The sequence below is a fragment of the Streptomyces sp. NPDC012794 genome (assembly GCF_042901085.1).
GTDB lineage: Bacteria > Actinomycetota > Actinomycetes > Streptomycetales > Streptomycetaceae > Streptomyces.
Window position 1 is genome coordinate 35,024 of sequence record NZ_JBIBCI010000017.1, and the last position, 20,026, is coordinate 55,049.

Genomic DNA, 20,026 nt, shown 5'->3' on the forward strand with positions numbered 1-20,026 from the left:
CGGGTCCGCCGGACCCTCACGGCGGACACACCCTCCCGAGCCCAGTGCGGGCCCTCCCCCGCATCCACCCCCCTCTCACCCCCCTCCGGCGCACGCGCCTGCCCGAATGAAGTACTTTCGCTCTATGTCCCAGCCCGCCAAGACCTCACCCCGCGCCGCCTCGGCCGGCGACTCCCAGGAGAGCGCCGCCGGCACCCGGGCGGCCGCCCAGCGGCTCAAGATGCGCCGCGAGCTCGCGGCCGCGGCCATGGAGCTCTTCGCTACCAAGGGGTACGAGGCCACGACGGTCGACGAGATCGCCGCGACCGCCGGGGTGGCGCGCCGGACCTTCTTCCGGCACTTCCGCTCGAAGGAAGAGGCGATCTTCCCGGACCACGACGACACCCTGACCCGCGCCGAGGCCGTTCTGGACGTGGCCCCGGCGCACGAGCACCCGCTCGACACGGTGTGCCGGGGGATCAAGGAAGTCATGAAGATGTACGCCGCCTCGCCGGCGGTGTCGGTGGAGCGCTACCGGCTGACCCGCGAGGTGCCGGCGCTGCGGGAGCGGGAGATCGCCTCGGTGGCCCGCTACGAGCGGCTCTTCACCCGCTATCTGCTGGCCCACTTCGACGAGACCGACCACCACGACGGCAACGACGACCCGCTGCTGGCCGAGGTGGCCGCCTCGGCGGTGGTGACCGCCCACAACCACGTGCTGCGGCGCTGGCTGCGGGCGGGGGGCCAGGGGGACGTGGAGAGTCAGCTGGACCACGCCTTCGCGATCGTCCGCAAGACCTTCGGCTCCGGGATCGGCGCCGGCCGCACGCCGGGCGCGGGTGCCGGGGTGCCGAGTGCGGCGGTGCGCACGGAGGGCGAGGTGCTCGTCGCGGTGGCGCGTACGGACGCTCCGCTCGACGAGGTCATGCGGACCATCGAAGAGGCGCTCAAGAACAAGTAGGCGGTCGCCCCCGGAGCACCACCGGGCGACCCTCGTCACAGCGGCCGCTCCCGTTCCGGGGGCGGCCGTTTTCGTTTGTCCGAGTTGCCCCTACTCGCCGGTAACTCTGATCGATCATCGCTCATCTGCGCAGGTCAATCGACAAGTGAGAGAAATTTTTGGCACGCAGTGCCTTGCCGAGTGACACGGGGTGCCATACGTTGAGTCCCGTCCGGATGTCCCCGCGGCCCGCGCCCACTCGGCAAGGAACGCGCCCCGGATGCCTGCGTCACCAGGCCCCCGCCCGCCCCACCACAGGCGCGCCAGCACCACAGCTCCTCCCCCGGTCCTCGGCCGGGGACCCCAGGACCGACGGCACCCGCAACACACGTACCCGCGCACCCGCGTATCCCTCAGCGCACCCTCATCAGCGCCCTCCCCCAACTCCGTCCGGGGAGACCCTCAGGAGGCAATACCGTGAAGGACATCCTGGACGCGATTCAGTCGCAGTCCGCCACCGCCGCAGACTTCGCCGCGCTGCCGCTCCCCGACTCGTACCGCGCGGTCACCGTGCACAAGGACGAGGCGGAGATGTTCGCGGGGCTCGCCACCCGCGAGAAGGACCCGCGCAAGTCCCTGCACCTGGACCAGGTCCCGGTTCCGGAGCTCGGTCCGGGCGAGGCCCTGGTCGCCGTCATGGCCTCCTCGGTCAACTACAACTCGGTGTGGACGTCGATCTTCGAGCCGGTGTCCACCTTCAGCTTCCTGGAGCGCTACGGCCGCCTGTCGGAGCTCACCAAGCGCCACGACCTCCCGTACCACGTCATCGGCTCCGACCTCGCGGGCGTCGTGCTGCGCACCGGCCCCGGCGTCAACTCCTGGAAGCCGGGCGACGAGGTCGTCGCGCACTGCCTGTCGGTGGAGCTGGAGTCCTCCGACGGCCACAACGACACGATGCTCGACCCCGAGCAGCGGATCTGGGGCTTCGAGACCAACTTCGGCGGCCTCGCCGAGATCGCCCTGGTCAAGTCGAACCAGCTGATGCCGAAGCCGGGCCACCTCAGCTGGGAGGAGGCCGCCTCCCCCGGCCTGGTCAACTCGACCGCGTACCGCCAGCTGGTCTCCCGCAACGGCGCCGGCATGAAGCAGGGCGACAACGTCCTGATCTGGGGCGCCAGCGGCGGCCTCGGCTCGTACGCCACCCAGTTCGCGCTGGCCGGCGGCGCCAACCCGATCTGTGTCGTCTCCTCCCCGGAGAAGGCGGAGATCTGCCGCAAGATGGGCGCCACGGCGGTCATCGACCGCAACGCCGAGGGCTACCGGTTCTGGAAGGACGAGCGGACCCAGGACCCGCGCGAGTGGAAGCGCTTCGGATCGAAGATCCGCGAGCTGACCGGCGGCGAGGACATCGACATCGTCTTCGAGCACCCGGGCCGCGAGACCTTCGGCGCCTCGGTCTACGTCACCCGCAAGGGCGGCACGATCACCACCTGCGCCTCCACCTCGGGCTACATGCACGAGTACGACAACCGCTACCTGTGGATGTCCCTCAAGCGCATCATCGGCTCGCACTTCGCCAACTACCGCGAGGCGTGGGAGGCCAACCGCCTGATCGCCAAGGGCAAGATCCACCCCACCCTGTCCAAGGTCTACTCGCTGGAGGAGACCGGCCAGGCGGCCTACGACGTCCACCGCAACCTCCACCAGGGCAAGGTCGGCGTCCTCGCGCTCGCCCCCGAGGAGGGCCTCGGCGTCCGCGACCACGAGATGCGGGCCGAGCACCTCGACGCCATCAACCGCTTCCGTAACGTCTGAGTCCGCTCAAAGGCCATAAGGATCGCCTGAGATGACAGAGCGCCAGAAGGACCGTCCGTGGCTCATGCGGACGTACGCCGGCCACTCCACGGCCGAGGCGTCCAACGAGCTGTACCGCCGCAACCTCGCCAAGGGCCAGACCGGCCTGTCGGTCGCGTTCGACCTCCCGACGCAGACCGGCTACGACCCCGACCACATCCTCGCCCGCGGCGAGGTGGGCCGGGTCGGGGTCCCGGTCTCCCACCTGGGCGACATGCGGCGGCTGTTCCAGGACATACCCCTGGAGCAGATGAACACCTCGATGACGATCAACGCCACGGCCATGTGGCTGCTGGCGCTCTACCAGGTGGCCGCCGAGGAGCAGGGCGCGGACATCTCCCAGCTCCAGGGCACCACCCAGAACGACATCGTCAAGGAGTACCTCTCGCGCGGGACGCACGTCTTCCCGCCCGGGCCCTCGCTCCGCCTGACGACGGACATGATCGCGTACACGGTCAACCACATCCCGAAGTGGAACCCGATCAACATCTGCTCGTACCACCTCCAGGAGGCCGGGGCCACCCCGGTCCAGGAGATCTCGTACGCGATGTCCACCGCGATCGCCGTGCTCGACTCGGTCCGCGACTCCGGTCAGGTGCCCGAAGAGCGCTTCGGCGAGGTGGTCGCGCGCATCTCCTTCTTCGTGAACGCGGGCGTCCGCTTCATCGAGGAGATGTGCAAGATGCGCGCCTTCGGCCGCATCTGGGACAAGGTCACCAAGGAGCGCTACGGCATCGAGGACGCCAAGCAGCGCCGGTTCCGCTACGGGGTCCAGGTGAACTCCCTCGGCCTGACCGAGGCGCAGCCCGAGAACAACGTCCAGCGGATCGTGCTGGAGATGCTCGCGGTCACCCTCTCGAAGGACGCCCGGGCGCGCGCGGTGCAGCTGCCCGCCTGGAACGAGGCGCTGGGCCTGCCCCGGCCCTGGGACCAGCAGTGGTCGCTGCGCATCCAGCAGGTCCTGGCCCACGAGAGCGACCTGCTGGAGTACGAGGACATCTTCGCCGGCTCCCACGTCATCGAGGCCAAAGTCGACTCCCTGGTCGCCGACTGCCTGGCCGAGATCGACCGGATCCAGGAGATGGGCGGCGCGATGGCCGCCGTCGAGTCCGGGTACCTGAAGTCGCAGCTGGTCTCCTCCCACGCCGAGCGCCGCGCCCGGATCGAGGCGGGCCAGGACAAGATCGTGGGGGTGAACTGCTTCCAGCAGACGGAGGAGAACCCGCTCACCGCCGACCTCGACGGCGCCATCATGACCGTCGACCCCGCTGTGGAGGCGCTCACCGTCGAGCGCATCGTCCGCTGGCGGGCCGAGCGCCAGGAGTCCTCCGACCGGCAGGGCGGCGGCGACCCGTTCGTCTTCCCGACCGCCGGGCAGGCCCTGGACCGGCTGAAGGAGGCCGCCGCCGGTACCGAGAACCTGATGGAGGCCACCCTGGAGTGCGCCCGCGCCGGTGTCACCACCGGCGAGTGGGCCGGCGCCCTGCGGGAGGTCTTCGGCGAGTTCCGCGCCCCGACCGGGGTGTCCTCGGCCCCCGTCGCGGTCACCGCCGAGGAGGGCACCCCGCTTGCCCTGGTCCGCGAGAAGGTCGCCCGGACGGCGGACGAGCTCGGCTCCGGCCGGCTGCGCCTGCTGGTCGGCAAGCCCGGCCTCGACGGGCACTCCAACGGCGCCGAGCAGATCGCCGTGCGGGCCCGCGACGCCGGGTTCGAGGTGGTCTACCAGGGCATCCGGCTGACCCCCGAGGAGATCTCCTCGGCGGCGCTGGCCGAGGACGTGCACTGCGTGGGACTGTCCATCCTGTCCGGTTCGCACAGCGCTCTCGTCCCGGACGTCCTGGAACGCCTGCGGGCGGCGGGGGCGGGCGACATCCCCGTCATCGTCGGGGGCATCATTCCGAACGCCGACGCCGTCACGCTGAAGGCCGCCGGGGTGGCCGCCGTGTTCACCCCCAAGGACTTCGGCATCACGGAGATCATCGGACGTATCGTCGACGAGATCCGCAAGGCCAACAAGCTCCACCCCCTCACCATCGCTGAAAGCACGGAGGTCCCCGCATGACCACGCCCCTCTCCCCCGTGAACCGGCTGCGTCCGCGCCGCTCCTGCCTCGCGGTCCCGGGCTCGAACCCGCGGTTCCTGGAGAAGGCCCAGGGCCTGCCGGCCGACCAGGTCTTCCTCGACCTGGAGGACGCCTGCGCCCCGCTCGCCAAGGAAGGCGCCCGCCACACGATCGTGGACGCGCTGAACAACGGCGACTGGACCGGCAAGACCCGCGTGGTCCGCGTCAACGACTGGACCACCCACTGGACGTACCGCGATGTCATCACCGTCGTCGAGGGCGCCGGCCAGAACCTCGACTGCATCATGCTGCCCAAGGTGCAGGACGCCCAGCAGGTCGTCGCCCTGGACCTGCTGCTGACGCAGATCGAGAAGACCATGGGCTTCGAGGTCGGCAAGATCGGCATCGAGGCGCAGATCGAGAACGCCAAGGGCCTGGTGAACGTCGACGAGATCGCCGCCGCCTCGCCGCGCCTGGAGACGATCATCTTCGGCCCGGCCGACTTCATGGCCTCGATCAACATGAAGTCCCTGGTCGTGGGCATGCAGCCGCCCGGCTACCCGGCGGACGCCTACCACTACATCCTGATGCGGATCCTGATGGCGGCCCGTACGCACAACCTCCAGGCCATCGACGGCCCCTTCCTGCAGATCCGCGACGTGGACGCCTACCGCGAGGTCGCCGGGCGCGCCGCGGCCCTCGGCTTCGACGGCAAGTGGGTGCTGCACCCGGGTCAGGTCGACGCGGCCAACGAGGTCTTCTCCCCCTCCCAGGAGGACTACGACCACGCCGAGCTGATCCTCGACGCGTACGACTGGTGCACCTCCGAGGCGGGCGGCAAGAAGGGCTCCGCGATGCTCGGCGACGAGATGATCGACGAGGCCAGCCGCAAGATGGCCCTGGTCATCGCCGGCAAGGGCCGGGCGGCGGGGATGCAGCGCACCAGCAAGTTCGAGATCCCGGAGGGCTGATCCCATGCAGTTCGGACGCACATACGAGGAGTTCGAGGTCGGGGCGGTCTACAAGCACTGGCCCGGGAAGACGGTCACGGAGTACGACGACCACCTCTTCTGTCTGCTGACCATGAACCACCACCCGCTCCACATGGACAGCAACTACGCCGAGAACACGACCGACTTCGGCAAGAACGTGGTCGTGGGCAACTACGTCTACTCGCTGCTGCTCGGCATGTCCGTGCCGGACGTCTCCGGGAAGGCCATCGCCAACCTGGAGATCGAGTCCCTGCGGCACGTGGCGCCGACCTTCCACGGCGACACGATCTACGGCGAGACCACGGTCCTGGACAAGACCCCGTCGAAGTCCAAGGACGACCGCGGCATCGTCTACGTGGAGACCAAGGGCTACAAGCAGGACGGCACCCTCGTCTGCGTCTTCCGGCGCAAGGTGATGGTCCCGACCGAGACGTACATCACGGCGCGCGGCGGCGAGCAGCCCGGCCGGCCTCAGCTGAAGGAACAGGGGAAGTAGCCATGGCACGACTCGCCCAGACCGCCGGGCTCACGGACGTCCAGCGGGAGATCCTCAAGACCGTCCGGGAGTTCGTCGACAAGGAGATCATCCCGGTCGCGACCGAGCTGGAGCACCGCGACGAGTACCCGCAGCAGATCGTCGACGGCCTCAAGGAGCTCGGCCTCTTCGGCCTGATGATCCCCGAGGAGTACGGCGGCCTGGGTGAGTCGCTGCTCACCTACGCGCTGTGCGTCGAGGAGATAGCGCGGGGCTGGATGTCCGTCTCGGGCATCATCAACACCCACTTCATCGTCGCGTACATGCTCAAGCAGCACGGCACGCAGGAGCAGAAGGACCACTTCCTGCCGCGCATGGCCCTGGGCGAGGTGCGCGGCGCCTTCTCGATGTCGGAGCCCGGACTGGGCTCGGACGTGTCGGCCATCACGTCCAAGGCGGTGAAGGACGGCGACGAGTACGTCCTGAACGGCCAGAAGATGTGGCTGACGAACGGCGGCTCCTCGACCCTCGTGGCCGTTCTGGTCCGGAGTGACGAAGGACACCCCGAGGGCACGGCGCCCCACAAGTCGATGACCACCTTCCTCGTCGAGAAGGAGCCGGGCTTCGGTGAGGTCCGTCCGGGCCTGACCATCCCGGGCAAGATCGACAAGATGGGCTACAAGGGCGTCGACACGACCGAGCTCATCATGGACGGACTGCGCATTCCGGCCAATCGGGTCCTCGGCGGCCGGACGGGCCGAGGGTTTTACCAAATGATGGACGGCGTCGAGGTCGGCCGGGTCAACGTGGCCGCCCGTGGCTGCGGCGTCGCACAGCGTGCTTTTGAGCTGGGTGTCTCGTATGCCCAGCAACGTCACACTTTCGGCAAGGCGATCGCCGAGCACCAGGCCATCCAGTTCAAGCTGGCCGAGATGGCTACCAAGGTCGAGGCCGCCCATGCCATGATGGTGAACGCGGCACGCAAAAAGGACTCCGGGGAACGAAACGACCTCGAAGCCGGGATGGCGAAGTACCTCGCCTCCGAATACTGCAAGGAGGTCGTCGAGGACGCCTTCCGTATCCACGGCGGGTACGGGTTCTCGAAGGAGTACGAGATCGAGCGCCTCTACCGCGAAGCACCGATGCTCCTGATCGGTGAAGGAACCGCCGAGATCCAGAAAATGATCATCGGGCGACGCCTGCTCGAGGAGTACCGACTCCAGGGCTGAATGTCCCTTTTGCGGTGGATCATCCGATGATCCACCGCAGAAGAGTCACCAGCAGTCACTGGCCGACGGCCATCGACTCGGCTTCTGGCTTGCCCAGTTGTTGCGCGCAACCGATAGCATTCCAGTAAAGCCGCCGTCCCGTCCCCCCGTTTGCGGCGCGGCAATCACCCGCTACGAAGGTCATCCATGCCCCACAGCCAAACCTCTGCACACCGCGACAGCCTTACCGGCGTACGCCTCGCGCGCGGAGCATCGCCGTGGCTTCTGCCGACCGTCGCCACCGCGGCGCTCAGCCTCACCCGGGCCCGCAAGTCCGGACGCTGGGCCGCGGCGGCCGTGCCCGTCACCGCTCTCGCGGCGGGCATGCTGTGGTTCTTCCGCGACCCCGAGCGCGAGATCGCCCAGGGCCGTGTCATCTCGCCCGCCGACGGTGTGGTGCAGAGCATCATGCCGTGGAAGGACGGGCGCACCCGCGTCGCGATCTTCATGAGCCCGCTGAACGTCCACGTCAACCGCGCGCCCCTCGCGGGCACGGTGACGTCCGTGGAGCACATCCCCGGCGGGTTCGTCCCGGCGTTCAACAAGGAGAGCGAGAACAACGAGCGCGTTGTCTGGCACTTCGACACCGAGCTCGGCGACATCGAGATGGTGCAGATCGCCGGCGCCGTCGCACGCCGCATCGTCCCGTACCTGCCGGCCGGAACCAAGGTGGAGCAGGGCGAACGCATCGGTCTGATCCGCTTCGGCTCCCGCGTCGACATCTACCTCCCGGAGGGCGTCGAGGTCGCGGTCGAGGTCGGTCAGGCCACCACCGCGGGGGTGACCCGAATTGACCGTGACTGACCCCGAGACTCCTGCCACCGGCTGGGTGCCCGAATCCGCGGAGGAGGAGTCCGCCGAGGACGACATGCCGCTCTCGCTGCGGCTGTCGATAGCGGACACCCTCACCCTCGGTAACGCCACGTGCGGATTCATGGCGGTGTACTTCACCACCACCGGAATCCTCATCCCGCACCTCACCGGCAGCGGCGAGTCGGGCATGGCCCGGCACAGCGCGGCGACCGCGGTGATACTGATGCTGCTCGCGGCGGTCTTCGACCTCTTCGACGGCATCGTCGCCCGCAAGCTGCGCAGCTCGCCGATGGGCGCGGAGCTGGACAACCTCTCCGACCTGATCAGCTTCGGGCTGGCGCCCGCGTATTTCGTGCTGGTCTACGGCATGGTCGCCGACGACGCGCACCAGAAGATGTCGGCGCTCGCGGCGATCGTGGTCCTGCTGGCGGTCGTCCTCAGGCTCGCGAGATTCAGCTGCGTGACGATGAAGGACGGCATGTTCCAGGGCATGCCGAGCCCCTTCGGCGCGCTGACGGTGGTCTCCATCGTGCTGCTGGAGCTCCCGTTCGTCCCGACGCTGCTGGCGATCATCGGGGTGGCGTGGCTGATGGTGAGCCGGGTCGAGTACCCCAAGCCGCGGGGTGTCCTCGCGGCGGCGATGCTGAGCTGGATCGTCGGGGCGATGGGCCTCCTGGCGGCCTGGGCGTTCGACGCCCCGGGCGGCCAGCTGCTCCTCCAGACGGGCTGCGCCCTGCAGATCGCCCTCGCGGCGACCATCCCGCTGTTCGCGACGACCCGTCGCGCGAACACGTTCCGCCACAACCGGCGCGAGGCACGGGCGGCGCAGCTGCCGTAACGCCGCCGCTCGGTCGTACGGGGAAGGCCCCGGGTCCATGGACCCGGGGCCTTCCCGCGTCCATGGCCGCTCGGGAGCCCCGGCGGAGCCCGCCGGGGGCTAGTCTTGATGTCGGAAAACCGCCAGCCCCGGCCGGGGGCGGACGGGATGCTGGAGCCATGTACACCGACACCGACCGCTGCGTCAGGGCCGTGCAGTCGAAGGACGCCCGGTTCGACGGGTGGTTCTTCACCGCGGTCCGGACGACCGGCATCTACTGCCGGCCCAGCTGCCCGGCCGTGCCGCCCAAGGTCGAGAACATGAGCTTCCTGCCCAGCGCCGCCGCCTGCCAGCAGGCCGGGTACCGGGCCTGCAAGCGGTGCCGGCCCGACACCAGCCCGGGGTCTCCCGAGTGGAACGCGCGCGCCGACGCCGTCGCCCGCGCCATGCGTCTGATCCGGGACGGGGTGGTCGACCGCGAGGGGGTCCCTGGCCTGGCCGTGCGGCTCGGGTACTCGACCCGGCAGGTGGAACGGCAGCTCAACGCCGAGCTCGGGGCCGGGCCGCTGGCCCTGGCCCGGGCGCAGCGCGCCCAGACCGCCCGGCTGCTCATCGAGACCTCCGAGCTGCCGATGGGCGACGTCGCCTTCGCGGCCGGCTTCTCCTCCATCCGGAACTTCAACGAGACCGTACGGGAGGTCTTCGCGCTGACCCCCGGCGAGCTGCGGCTGCGTGCCGCGCGGGCGGGGCGGCGGGAGCCGCGGATCCCCGGGACGATCAGCCTGCGCCTGCCGTACCGGGCCCCGCTCAACCCCGACAACCTCTTCGGGCACCTCGCCGCGACCGCAGTCCCCGGGGTCGAGGAGTGGCGTGACGGGGCCTACCGGCGGACGCTGAGGCTCCCGTACGGCTCCGGGGTGGTCGCGCTGTCGCCCGGCCCCGACCACATCGGCTGCCGGCTCGCGCTGACCGACCTGCGGGACCTGACCATCGCCATCAGCCGCTGCCGGTGGATGCTGGACCTGGACGCCGACCCGGAGGCCGTCGACGGTCAGCTCCGCACCGATCCGCTGCTGGCCCCGCTCGTGGACCAGGGCCCCGGGCGCCGGGTTCCCCGTACCGTCGACGCGGCGGAGTTCGCGGTACGGGCGGTCCTGGGGCAGCAGGTGTCCACCGCGGCCGCGCGTACGCACGCGGCCCGGCTGGTGACCGCGTACGGGGAGCCCGTCGAGGACCCGCACGGCGGGCTGACCCACCTGTTCCCGTCCCCCGCGGCGCTGGCCGCCATCGACCCGGAGTCCCTGTCGATGCCGCGCAGCCGCCGCACCACCCTCACCACCCTGGTCGCCGCCCTGGCCGACGGTTCGCTGCCGCTCGGGATCGACAGCGACTGGGAGGCGGCCCGCGCGCGGCTGTCCGCGCTGCCCGGCTTCGGGCCGTGGACCACCGAGATCATCGCGATGCGGGCGCTGGGCGACCCGGACGCCTTCCTCCCCGCCGATCTGGGGGTCCGCCGGGCGGCCCGGGGGCTGGGGCTGCCGTCCACGCCCGCCGCCCTGACCGCCCGCGCGGGCCACTGGCGGCCCTGGCGCGCGTACGCCGTCCAGTACCTGTGGGCCACCGACGCCCACCCGATCAACCGCATGCCCGAACGAGGAGCACAGTCGTGAGCAGCACCGGCAGCAAGCAGTACACCGTCGTGGACAGCCCCTACGGGTCGCTCACCCTGGTCGCCACGGACGGGGTCCTCAGCGGGCTCTACATGACCGGCCAGCGCCACCGGCCGGCCGAGGAGTCCTTCGGCGAGCGGGTCTCGGCGGCCGAGGAGCCGTTCCCCGAAGTGGTGCGGCAGCTCGCCGCGTACTTCGCCGGCGGGCTGACCGAGTTCACCGTGCCGGTCCGGCTGGAGGGCACCGAATTCCAGCGCAGCGTCTGGGAGCAGCTCGTACGGATCCCGTACGGGCAGACGTGGTCGTACGGGCGGCTCGCGGCGGAGCTCGGCAAGCCGAACGCCTCGCGCGCGGTCGGCCTGGCCAACGGCAAGAACCCGGTCGGGATCATCGTCCCCTGCCACCGGGTGATCGGGGCCTCGGGCTCGATGACCGGGTACGGCGGTGGCATCGAACGCAAGGTGCGGCTGCTGGAGTTCGAGAGCGGCGCGGCGGCCCTGGGTCAGATCACCACCAGCGGGACGAGCAGCGCAAAGCCGGCGCCGGCTTCGACGGCGTAGGCGTAGAGGGACGGGTGCTGGACGGGGGCGGCGAGCAGGACCACGCTGTTCTGGGTGGCGGCCGCCTTGATCCAGTCGTCGTCGGCGCCGAGCCGGCCCTGGTACCAGCCCTCGCAGGCGCCGGGGCCGGTGACGGCGAGGACGTCGTCCTCGCGGCGGTAGAAGGCCTGCCAGCCCTCGGCGGGCGCGGACCAGCCCTCGAAGTCCTCGAAGGAGGACCAGCCGCCCTCGCGTATCGCGGTGTCGAACAGCCAGACCGGCATTCCCTCTTCGGAGACCTCGCCGCCCGACTGCTCGTCGGTGGTGAAGTGGACCATGGGAAGGGCGTCGGGCCCGTCGGCCGTGCTCGGCCAGGCGTACATCGTGATCATCTGTTGATTCTGCCCTGGTCGCAGGAGTGCGGATGCGCGGGGTTCAGCGGTTGACGGGCCGTCGGCCGTTCTCCAGTTCCACGGTGCCCTCGCCCGACTCCAGGACGCGGTACGCCTCTTGGGCGCGCAGGCCGAGCGGTCCGAGGAGGTAATGGGTGAGCTCGTCGGGTCCGACGAGCTTCCAGGAGAGCAGCTCGTCCTCCTGGAGGGTGATGGAGGCGAGCTGTCCGGCGTCGAGCACGCCGCCGTCGTAGAGGTAGGCGACCAGCGGTGGGCGGCCGGCTCCCAGGCTCCAGTCGACGGCGAGGAGCCGGCCGAGCGGGACGTCGATGCCGATCTCCTCGGCGCTCTCGCGCCGGGCGGCCGTCCGGGGTGACTCGCCCCGGTCCGACTCGATGGTTCCGCCCGGCAGGGCCCAGCCCTCGCGGTAGTTGGGCTCGACGAGCAGGACGCGGCCGTCGGCATCGCGGTAGAGGGCGGCGGCGCCGGCCAGCACCCGGGGCAGGCTCGCGACGTAGGTGGCGAAGTCATCCGTGGTGGTCACGCGGCCACCCTAGCCGCCGTCCGGAACCGCCGTCCCCGGCGGGCCCGCGCCGATGTCCGCGCAGGGGGTCTAAGGGGTGTCGCCGCCGTCCTCGCGGTCCCGTCCGCGGGATTCGGCGACGCGGCGCAGCCGGGGGTGGCGGGTCTGGCCCTGCTCGGTGATGGCGTCGCCGACCATGGCCCTGACGGCGTTCCGCAGTCCGTGGAGGGCGGGGTGGCGGGCCGGTCCCGCGCCGGGGTCCGCGCGCAGTTCCTTCAGCAGGGCCCAGCACAGCAGCAGCATGACGATCACGAAGGGCAGGGCGACCAGGATGGTCGCGGTCTGCAGGGATTTCAGACCGCCCGCGACGAGCAGTACGGCGGCCACGGCGGCCATCAGCACGCCCCAGGTGACGACGAGCCAGGTCGGCGGGTGCAGGGAGCCCCGGCTGGTGAGGGAGCCCATGACCAGGGAAGCGGAGTCGGCGCTGGTGACGAAGTACGTCATGACCAGGGCCATGGCCACCCAGGAGGTGAGGGTGCCGAGCGGAAGCGCGTCGAGCATGGCGAACAGGGAGGCCTCCGCGCCCTCCTTGACCTTGGAGGCGAGGTCCGCGGCGCCGGTGGAGTCGAGGCGGATGGCGGTGCCGCCCATGACGCAGAACCAGACGACGGTGGCTCCGCTCGGGACGAGCAGGACACCGACGAGGAACTCCCGGATGGTGCGGCCTCGGGAGATGCGGGCGATGAAGGTGCCGACGAAGGGGGCCCAGGAGAGCCACCAGGCCCAGTAGAAGATCGTCCACGCGCCGAGCCAGGCGCTGTCGGTGAAGGCGCCGGTGCGGGAGGCCATGGGCAGCAGTTCGTGCAGGTAGCTGCCGATGCCGGCCGGGATGACGTCGAGGACGTAGACGGTCGGGCCCAGCACGAAGACGAAGAGCATGAGGGCGGCGGCGAGCACGATGTTGAGGGTGCTGAGCCATTTCACGCCCCGGTGCAGGCCGGAGAAGGCGGACAGGACGTAGGCGGCCGAGAGCGAGGCGATGACGATCAGCTCGACGCCGGTGGAGTCCTGGATGCCAGTGGTGATGTTGAGGCCCTTGGCGACCTGGAGGGCGCCGAGGCCGAGGCTGGTCGCGGTGCCGAAGACGGTGGCGAAGACGGCGAGCAGGTCGATGGCCTGGCCGGGCCGGCCGTTGGCCCTGGCCTCGCCGATGAGGGGGACGAAGGCGGAGCTGAGGCGGTTGCCGCGGCCCTTGCGGAAGGTGGCGTAGGCGAGGGCGAGGCCGGCGATGCCGTAGATGGCCCAGGGGGTGAGCGTCCAGTGGAAGAAGGAGTAGTCCAGGGCGGCGCGGGCGGCGGCGCCGGTGCCGGGGGCGGCGCCGCTGGCGGGGGGCGGGTTCAGGTAGTGGGTGAGGGGCTCCCCCACCCCGTAGAACATCAGGCCGATGCCCATGCCCGCGCTGAACATCATCGCGATCCACGCGAGGTTGCCGAATTCCGGCTCGGAGTCGTCGGCGCCGAGCCGGATCCGGCCGAAGCGGCTGATGGCGAGGACGACGCACATGACGAGGAAGACATCGGCGGCGATCACGAACAGCCAGGCGAAGTTGTTCAGCACCCAGGCGAGCGCGGTGCCGGAGGCGGTGTCGAAGGAGTCCTTGCCGAGGGCCGCCCAAGCGACGACGGCGAGCACGGCGAGCACTCCGACGGTGACGACGCCGAGGTCGGGGGAGCCGTCCGCCGGGCCGCCGGGCCCCGCTGCGGGGGCGTCCGGAGCTGCTTGTTCCAGTGATTCCGCGCTCATGCGGCCACACTATGCAGGCATATATCCCGATTTACCTGTATGGCGCGCCGCATGTGGCCCAGGCCACTCGTGGGCATAGGAGGATCCTCCGGATAAGCTCATGGTGGCGCGACTGCACTGTTCGATAGCAAGGGATAGCAAGGTGACGGACGGAGCAGTAACTGAGGCCGCGCGCGTGCTCATCGCCGCGGACAAATTCAAGGGTTCGCTCACGGCCGTTCAGGTCGCCGAGCGGGTGACGGCCGGCCTTCGCAGGGCCGTCCCGGGCGTGGAGGTCGAGACCCTCCCCGTCGCGGACGGCGGCGACGGTACGGTCGCGGCCGCCGTCGCGGCCGGTTTCGAACGCCGGGAGGTACGGGTCACCGGACCCCTCGGCGAGCAGGTCACGGCCGCTTTCGCGCTGCGCGACGGCACCGCCGTGGTCGAGATGGCGGAGGCCTCCGGGCTCCAACTGCTGCCGGCGGGCACCTTCGCCCCGCTGACGGCGACCACGTACGGCTCCGGCGAGCTGCTGAAGGCCGCGCTGGACGCGGGCGCGCGCTCCATCGTCTTCGGTGTGGGCGGCAGCGCCACCACCGACGGCGGCGCGGGCATGCTGGCCGCGCTGGGCGCCGTGTTCCTGGACGCGAACGGCGAACCGGTCGGCCCGGGCGGTGGCGCGCTGGCGTCCCTGGCGTCGGCGGACCTCTCCGGTGTCGACCCCCGCTTCGCGGAGGTGGACTTCGTCCTGGCCAGCGACGTGGACAACCCGCTGACCGGCCCCAAGGGCTGCGCGGCGGTGTACGGCCCGCAGAAGGGCGCTTCGCCCGAGGACGTGGCCACGCTCGACGCGGCGCTGGCGCACTTCGCGGTGGTGCTGGAGAAGTCGATCGGCGCGAAGGCCGCGGACTGCGCGGTGCTCCCGGGCGCGGGCGGCGCGGGCGGCATCGGCTACGGAGCCCTGCTGCTCGGCGCGACGTTCCGGCCCGGCATCGAGCTGATGCTGGAGGTGCTGGGCTTCGCCCCCGCGCTGGAGCGGGCCACGCTGGTCATCACCGGCGAGGGCTCCCTCGACGAGCAGACCCTGCACGGCAAGGCCCCGGCCGGGGTCGCCGCCGCGGCGCGCGCCGCGGGCAAGCCGGTGGTGGCGGTCTGCGGTCGGCTGCTGCTGGACCAGGAGGCGCTGGAGGCGGCGGGCATCCGCAAGGCGTACCCGCTGACGGACCTGGAGCCCGACCCGGCGAAGTCCATCCCCAACGCCGGCCCCCTGCTGGAGCGGGTCGCGGAGAACATCGCCGCCGACGTGCTCTGAGCCCCTCCCGCACCCCGTCCGGACCCAGGAGGCCCGGCACCCCCGCCCGGGGGTGCCGGGCCTCGGGCGTTCCGCTCCCGGGGCGGGGGCGCGAAGGCCACTACGGGGTCCGAACGGCCGCGGCGGCCTCCAGCAGCCGGGCCGTGGTCACCACGCGGGCGAAGCCGCCGCCCTGGAGGTTGACCGCGGTCGCGGCGGCCAGCTCGCCGGCGGTGAGGGACAGGCCGTCCGGGCCCTCCAGGTCGAAGGTGTGGGTGGCGTCCAGCGGGACCAGCACCTCGTAGCCGAGGTTCCCCGCCATCCGGGCCGTCGTCTCGACGCACATGTTGGTCTGGATCCCGGCCACGACCAGCTGGCGGACACCGTTCGCGTCGAGCCACCCGGCCAGGTCCGGGGTGCCGTAGAAGGCGGAGTTGACGGTCTTGGTGACCAGCAGGGCCTCCTGTCCGCGCCGGTCCTCGACGCAGTCCTTGAAGGCGTGTCCCGGGCGGTCCGGGGCCAGCACCGAGCCGGGCCGCGAGGCGTGCCGGACCAGCACCACGGGACGGCCGGTCTCCCGCCAGGCGTCCATGAGGGCGGCGATGTTCTCCTCGGCGTCCGGGTTGTCGCGCGGCCCCCAGAAGGAGGCGTCGTCGAAGCCCTTCTGGACGTCGATGACGAGCAGGGCACTGTCGGCTGCGATCTCGATCGCGTTCTCTGTCATGGCTCCATCGTGTCCCCGCGGCCGCTCCGGCCCCAGGGGCGACGGGGCCGGGAAACGATGAGATCCTGCCAGATTGGCAGTCCTTCTCCGGACGGCTCTGGCACAGTGGCCGCATGCAGCGCGTCGCCATCGTCGCCCAGCCCGGGATCCGCAGCTTCGACCTCGCCGTCATCACGGAGGTCTGGGGGCCGGACCGCAGCCGCTCCGGGGTGCCCCCCTTCGAGCTGCGCCGCTGCGCCCTGGACGACCGGCCGATCCGTCTGCCCGGCGGGCTCACCCTGATGCCCGACCGGGGCCTGGACTGGCTCGGCCGCGCCGACCTGATCGTCGTACCGGCCCTGGCCGAACCAGCCGACCCGACGCCCGAGCCCGTCCTCGCCGCCCTGCGCGCCGCGCACGCCCGCGGGGTGCCGGTGGCCGCGCTCTGCGCCGGGGCGTTCGTCCTCGCCGAGGCCGGGCTGCTGGACGGCCGCCGGGCGGTGACGCACTGGTGGCTGGCCCCTCAGCTCGCGGCCCGCTACCCGGCGGTGCTGGTCGAGGAGGCCCCGCTCTTCGTGGAGGACGACGGGCTGTGGACCTCCGCCGGAGTGGCCTCCGGGATCGACCTGTGCCTGCACCTGGTCCGCGAGGCCCACGGCGCCGAGGCCGCCGCCGCCATCGCCCGCTCGATGGTGACCGGCCCCTTCCGGACCGGGGACCACGCCCAGTACCTCGACCGGCCCACCCCAACGGCGGACCGTACCGCCGAGGCGCTGGCCGCCGTACGGGAGCAGGCCCTGCGCCGGCTGCACGAGCCGCTGGACGTGGCCGCACTGGCCCGCTGGGCGGGCATGTCCCCGCGCTCCTTCGCCCGGCACTTCACCGCCGCCACCGGCACCACACCCCACAAATGGCTGCTGAGCCGCCGTCTGGACGAGGCGCGCAAACTCCTGGAGCGCACCGACCATCCGGTGCCCGAAGTGGCCCGGCGCGCCGGGTTCGCCAGCGAGGTCACCTTCCGCCAGCACTTCGGCGCGGCCTTCGGTCTGAGCCCCCGCGCGTACCGGGCGGCCGCGGCCGCCGCTCCGGCGAGCGGCGACAGTGTTAGAAAGGGCTCATGACCGGACGTTCGGGTCGGCACAGGGAGACGCGGCCGGCGAGCCTGCCCGCGCGCCTCTGGCTGGCCCGGAACAGCATCGCCGGCCAGGTGTTCTCCGTCACCGCCGTCATCGTGCTGGTACTGATCACCGCGGCGGCGCTGGCCCTGGTGTTCCAGGCGCGCTACGACAGCCAGCGGGGCGCCCGCGACCGTTCGCTGGCCGCCGCCGAGGCCTTCGCCCACGCCCCGGGCCTGCCCGCGGCCCTCAAGTCCCCCGACCCCACCGCCGAGCTGCAGCCGCTCGCCGACGGCGCCCGCCGCGCCTCCGGGGTGGACTTCGTCGCCGTCATGACCACCGACGGGGTCCGCTACACGGACTCCCGGCCCGAGCTGATCGGGCAGCGCGCCACGGGAGACCTCGCCCGCGCGGCGGCCGGGGAGTCCTTCACGGAGGTGTTCAAGGGCGACCCCAGTGACGCGGTCCGCGCGGTGGTCCCCGTACGGGACGCGCGGGGCACCGTCGTGGGGCTGGTCGCCACCGGCATCGAGGTGGAGAACGTCGGCGAGACGGTGGAGGGGCAGCTGCCGCTGCTCGTCGGCGCCGCGGCGGGCGCCCTGCTGCTGGGCACCGGCGGCGCCGCCCTGGTCAGCCGGCGGCTGCGGCGCCAGACCCGCGGCCTGGGCGCCGTGGAGATGGCCCGGATGAACGAGCACCACGAGGCGGTCCTGCACGCCGTGCGCGAGGGCGTGCTGATCGTCGGCGCCGATCACCGGCTGCTGCTGGCCAACGACGAGGCCCGGCGGCTGCTGAACCTGCCGCCCGATGCCGAGCAGCGGCACGTCGGCGACCTCGGCCTGGACCCCCGCACCACCGAGCTGCTGCTGTCGGGGCGGGTCGCCACCGACGAGGTCCACCTGGCGGGAGACCGGCTGCTCGCCGTCAACGTACGCCCGACGGAGCCCTTCGCCGGACGGCCGTCGGGCAGCGTCACCACCCTGCGCGACACCACCGAGCTCGCGGCACTGTCCGGGCGCGCCGAGGTCGCCCGGGAGCGGCTCCAGATGCTGTACGAGGCGGGGGTGCGGATCGGCACCACCCTGGACGTGGTGCGGACGGCCGAGGAGCTGTCGGAGGTGGCCGTCCCGCGTTTCGCGGACTTCGTCACCGTCGAGCTGCTGGAGCCGGTGCTGCGCGGGGACGAGCCCTCGCCGGCGGCGGGGGAGCACACGGAGATGCGCCGGGCGGCGATGAGCGGTACGCGCACCGACCAGCCGCTCCAGCCGGTCGGGGACATCATCCGCTTCGAGGTGCCGACGGCCCCGATGGCGGCGGCCCTGGCCGACGGGCACGCGGTGCTGGCCGCCGACCTGAACGCGGCGATGGGCTGGCGGGCCCAGGACGAGGCGGGGACGAGGCAGGCCCTGGACTACGGGCTCCACTCGCTGATCTCCGTACCGCTCCAGGCGCGGGGCGTGGTCCTGGGCATGGCCAACTTCTGGCGGGCGGCGGACACCCCGGAGGCCTTCGACGAGGAAGATCTGTCCTTCGCGGAGGAGCTGGGGGCGCGCGCGGCGGTCTCCGTCGACAACGCCCGCCGGTTCACCCGCGAGCACGCGACGGCGGTGGCCCTCCAGCGGAGCCTGCTGCCCCGGGTGCTGCCGGAGCTGAGCGCGGTGGACACGGCCTTCCGGTACCTGCCGGCGAAGGCGGGGGTGGGCGGGGACTGGTTCGACGTGATCCCGCTGCCGGGGGCGCGGGTGGCGCTGGTGGTGGGTGACGTGGTCGGCCACGGGGTGCACGCGGCGGCGACGATGGGCCGGCTGCGGACCGCCGTGCACAACTTCTCCACGCTGGACATGCCGCCCGACGAACTGCTGGGCCATCTGGACGAGCTGACCGACCGGATCGACCAGCTGGAGGACGGCGGGCCCGCCGAGGGCGACGCCGGGGGCTCGGGCCTCGCCGGGGGGACGGAGGAGCCGCCCGCCGGGATCACGGGCGCCACCTGCCTGTACGCCGTCTACGATCCGGTGTCGGGGCAGTGCACGATGGCCAGCGCCGGCCACCCGGGGCCCGCCCTCGTGTACCCCGACGGGCGGGTGGAGTTCCCCGAGCTGCCCACCGGGCTCCCGCTCGGGGTGGGCGGCATGCCCTTCGAGACGGCGGGGCTGGTGCTGCCCGAGGGGAGCCGGCTGGTGCTGTTCACGGACGGGCTGGTGGAGGACCGCGGCCGGGACTTCGACAGCGGGCTGACGCTGCTGCGCGAGACCCTGTCGCGGCGCGGCCGCAGCCCCGAGGAGGCCTGCGCGGACGTGCTGGCGGCGATGCTCTTCCCGGCGCCGAGCGACGACATCGCACTGCTGGTGGCCGACGCCCGGCGGCTGGAGGCGGACCGGATCGCCGAGTGGGACGTGCCCGACGATCCGGCGGCCGTCTCGCGGGTGCGCCGGGAGGCCGCCGCCCAGCTGCGGGACTGGGGGCTGGACGAGGCGTCCTTCACGGCCGAGCTGATCCTCAGCGAGCTGATCACCAACGCCATCCGGTACGCCAACGAACCGATCCGGGTCCGCCTGCTGCGCGACCGGAACCTGATCTGCGAGGTCGCCGACGGCAGCAGCACCTCGCCGCACCTGCGGTACGCGGCCACCACCGACGAAGGGGGCCGGGGCCTGTTCCTGGTGGCCCAGTACGCCGAACGGTGGGGCACCCGCTACACGGAGCGCGGCAAGGTCATCTGGGCGGAGCTGTCACCGTCGGGCGGTGAGGCCCCGCTGCCACTGGGCTTGGACATGGACGCCCTGGAGGACCTGGGCTGGTGAGCCC

Annotated in this window: 17 protein-coding genes; 13 read left to right on the forward strand and 4 right to left on the reverse strand. The window is 71.8% G+C overall.

All coding sequences use genetic code 11. The annotated features are described in order from the left end of the window. Positions 1-124 precede the first annotated feature (124 nt). From ACFY7H_RS26695 to ACFY7H_RS26740, 10 genes are all read left to right on the forward strand, one after another. Positions 125-940 (forward strand): TetR family transcriptional regulator, encoded by an 816-nt coding sequence (locus ACFY7H_RS26695; protein WP_388942670.1) that lies wholly within the window; start codon positions 125-127, stop codon positions 938-940. Between the two features lie 456 nt (positions 941-1,396). Then, positions 1,397-2,734: a crotonyl-CoA carboxylase/reductase gene (gene ccrA / locus ACFY7H_RS26700; RefSeq protein ID WP_388942673.1), complete on the forward strand. Its 1,338-nt coding sequence runs from the start codon at positions 1,397-1,399 to the stop codon at positions 2,732-2,734. Positions 2,735-2,765: 31 nt separating this feature from the next. Beyond that, positions 2,766-4,835: a protein meaA gene (locus tag ACFY7H_RS26705; protein WP_388942675.1), complete on the forward strand. Its 2,070-nt coding sequence runs from the start codon at positions 2,766-2,768 to the stop codon at positions 4,833-4,835. Then, positions 4,832-5,806: an HpcH/HpaI aldolase/citrate lyase family protein gene (locus tag ACFY7H_RS26710; protein ID WP_388942678.1), complete on the forward strand. Its 975-nt coding sequence runs from the start codon at positions 4,832-4,834 to the stop codon at positions 5,804-5,806. The genes ACFY7H_RS26705 and ACFY7H_RS26710 overlap by 4 nt, the downstream gene beginning before the upstream one ends. A 4-nt stretch (positions 5,807-5,810) precedes the next feature. After that, the gene (locus tag ACFY7H_RS26715; RefSeq protein WP_388942681.1) at positions 5,811-6,323 is read left to right on the forward strand and encodes a MaoC family dehydratase; all 513 of its coding nucleotides are present in this window, start codon (positions 5,811-5,813) and stop codon (positions 6,321-6,323) included. A gap of 2 nt (positions 6,324-6,325) precedes the next feature. Beyond that, on the forward strand, positions 6,326-7,531 hold the full coding sequence (locus ACFY7H_RS26720) for an acyl-CoA dehydrogenase family protein (protein ID WP_388942684.1): 1,206 nt from the start codon (positions 6,326-6,328) through the stop codon (positions 7,529-7,531). Positions 7,532-7,717: 186 nt separating this feature from the next. Beyond that, positions 7,718-8,374 (forward strand): phosphatidylserine decarboxylase, encoded by a 657-nt coding sequence (locus ACFY7H_RS26725; RefSeq protein ID WP_388942687.1) that lies wholly within the window; start codon positions 7,718-7,720, stop codon positions 8,372-8,374. Beyond that, positions 8,361-9,221: a CDP-diacylglycerol--serine O-phosphatidyltransferase gene (gene pssA, locus ACFY7H_RS26730; RefSeq protein WP_185911220.1), complete on the forward strand. Its 861-nt coding sequence runs from the start codon at positions 8,361-8,363 to the stop codon at positions 9,219-9,221. Before ACFY7H_RS26725 ends, pssA begins: the two co-directional genes overlap by 14 nt. Before the next feature lie 158 nt (positions 9,222-9,379). Next, entirely contained in the window at positions 9,380-10,870 is a 1,491-nt protein-coding gene (locus tag ACFY7H_RS26735; protein WP_388942690.1) for an AlkA N-terminal domain-containing protein, read from the forward strand. After that, positions 10,867-11,430 (forward strand): methylated-DNA--[protein]-cysteine S-methyltransferase, encoded by a 564-nt coding sequence (locus ACFY7H_RS26740; RefSeq protein ID WP_388942693.1) that lies wholly within the window; start codon positions 10,867-10,869, stop codon positions 11,428-11,430. Before ACFY7H_RS26735 ends, ACFY7H_RS26740 begins: the two co-directional genes overlap by 4 nt. Here ACFY7H_RS26740 and ACFY7H_RS26745 read toward each other — a convergent pair. From ACFY7H_RS26745 to ACFY7H_RS26755, 3 genes are all read right to left on the reverse strand, one after another. Continuing rightward, on the reverse strand, positions 11,373-11,801 hold the full coding sequence (locus ACFY7H_RS26745; protein WP_388942696.1) for a hypothetical protein: 429 nt from the start codon (positions 11,799-11,801) through the stop codon (positions 11,373-11,375). The two genes, ACFY7H_RS26740 and ACFY7H_RS26745, sit on opposite strands and share 58 nt — an antisense overlap. 43 nt (positions 11,802-11,844) lie before the next feature. After that, entirely contained in the window at positions 11,845-12,345 is a 501-nt protein-coding gene (locus tag ACFY7H_RS26750) for an NUDIX domain-containing protein (RefSeq protein ID WP_388942699.1), read from the reverse strand. Between the two features lie 69 nt (positions 12,346-12,414). Then, complete coding sequence (locus tag ACFY7H_RS26755) at positions 12,415-14,130, reverse strand: BCCT family transporter (protein WP_388942701.1); 1,716 nt, start codon at positions 14,128-14,130, stop codon at positions 12,415-12,417. Between the two features lie 142 nt (positions 14,131-14,272). Here ACFY7H_RS26755 and ACFY7H_RS26760 point away from each other — a divergent pair, with 142 nt between their 5' ends. After that, positions 14,273-15,421, forward strand: coding sequence for a glycerate kinase (locus ACFY7H_RS26760; protein ID WP_388942704.1), 1,149 nt, complete (start codon positions 14,273-14,275; stop codon positions 15,419-15,421). A 100-nt stretch (positions 15,422-15,521) separates the two neighbouring features. On the opposite strand, the gene ACFY7H_RS26765 is transcribed toward ACFY7H_RS26760, so the two are convergent. Continuing rightward, the gene (locus tag ACFY7H_RS26765) at positions 15,522-16,124 is read right to left on the reverse strand and encodes a cysteine hydrolase family protein (RefSeq protein ID WP_388942708.1); all 603 of its coding nucleotides are present in this window, start codon (positions 16,122-16,124) and stop codon (positions 15,522-15,524) included. Positions 16,125-16,237: 113 nt separating this feature from the next. On the opposite strand from ACFY7H_RS26765, the gene ACFY7H_RS26770 reads away from it, so the two are divergent. Together ACFY7H_RS26770 and ACFY7H_RS26775 are read left to right on the forward strand one after the other, a co-directional pair. Continuing rightward, positions 16,238-17,224: a GlxA family transcriptional regulator gene (locus ACFY7H_RS26770; protein ID WP_388942711.1), complete on the forward strand. Its 987-nt coding sequence runs from the start codon at positions 16,238-16,240 to the stop codon at positions 17,222-17,224. Then, positions 17,221-20,022 carry a SpoIIE family protein phosphatase gene (locus tag ACFY7H_RS26775; RefSeq protein ID WP_388942714.1) on the forward strand — a complete coding sequence of 934 codons (2,802 nt, stop codon included), beginning with the start codon at positions 17,221-17,223 and terminating at the stop codon, positions 20,020-20,022. The genes ACFY7H_RS26770 and ACFY7H_RS26775 overlap by 4 nt, the downstream gene beginning before the upstream one ends. The last annotated feature ends 4 nt before the right edge of the window (positions 20,023-20,026 follow it).

Coding starts and splice junctions, on each gene's coding strand:
- ACFY7H_RS26695 (WP_388942670.1), top strand. CDS start 125: ATGTCCCAGCCCGCCAAGACCTCACCCCGCGCCGCCTCGGCCGGCGAC.
- ACFY7H_RS26705 (WP_388942675.1), top strand. CDS start 2,766: ATGACAGAGCGCCAGAAGGACCGTCCGTGGCTCATGCGGACGTACGCC.
- ACFY7H_RS26710 (WP_388942678.1), top strand. CDS start 4,832: ATGACCACGCCCCTCTCCCCCGTGAACCGGCTGCGTCCGCGCCGCTCC.
- ACFY7H_RS26715 (WP_388942681.1), top strand. CDS start 5,811: ATGCAGTTCGGACGCACATACGAGGAGTTCGAGGTCGGGGCGGTCTAC.
- ACFY7H_RS26720 (WP_388942684.1), top strand. CDS start 6,326: ATGGCACGACTCGCCCAGACCGCCGGGCTCACGGACGTCCAGCGGGAG.
- ACFY7H_RS26725 (WP_388942687.1), top strand. CDS start 7,718: ATGCCCCACAGCCAAACCTCTGCACACCGCGACAGCCTTACCGGCGTA.
- ACFY7H_RS26735 (WP_388942690.1), top strand. CDS start 9,380: ATGTACACCGACACCGACCGCTGCGTCAGGGCCGTGCAGTCGAAGGAC.
- ACFY7H_RS26745 (WP_388942696.1), bottom strand. CDS start 11,801: ATGATCACGATGTACGCCTGGCCGAGCACGGCCGACGGGCCCGACGCC.
- ACFY7H_RS26755 (WP_388942701.1), bottom strand. CDS start 14,130: ATGAGCGCGGAATCACTGGAACAAGCAGCTCCGGACGCCCCCGCAGCG.
- ACFY7H_RS26765 (WP_388942708.1), bottom strand. CDS start 16,124: ATGACAGAGAACGCGATCGAGATCGCAGCCGACAGTGCCCTGCTCGTC.
- ACFY7H_RS26770 (WP_388942711.1), top strand. CDS start 16,238: ATGCAGCGCGTCGCCATCGTCGCCCAGCCCGGGATCCGCAGCTTCGAC.
- ACFY7H_RS26775 (WP_388942714.1), top strand. CDS start 17,221: ATGACCGGACGTTCGGGTCGGCACAGGGAGACGCGGCCGGCGAGCCTG.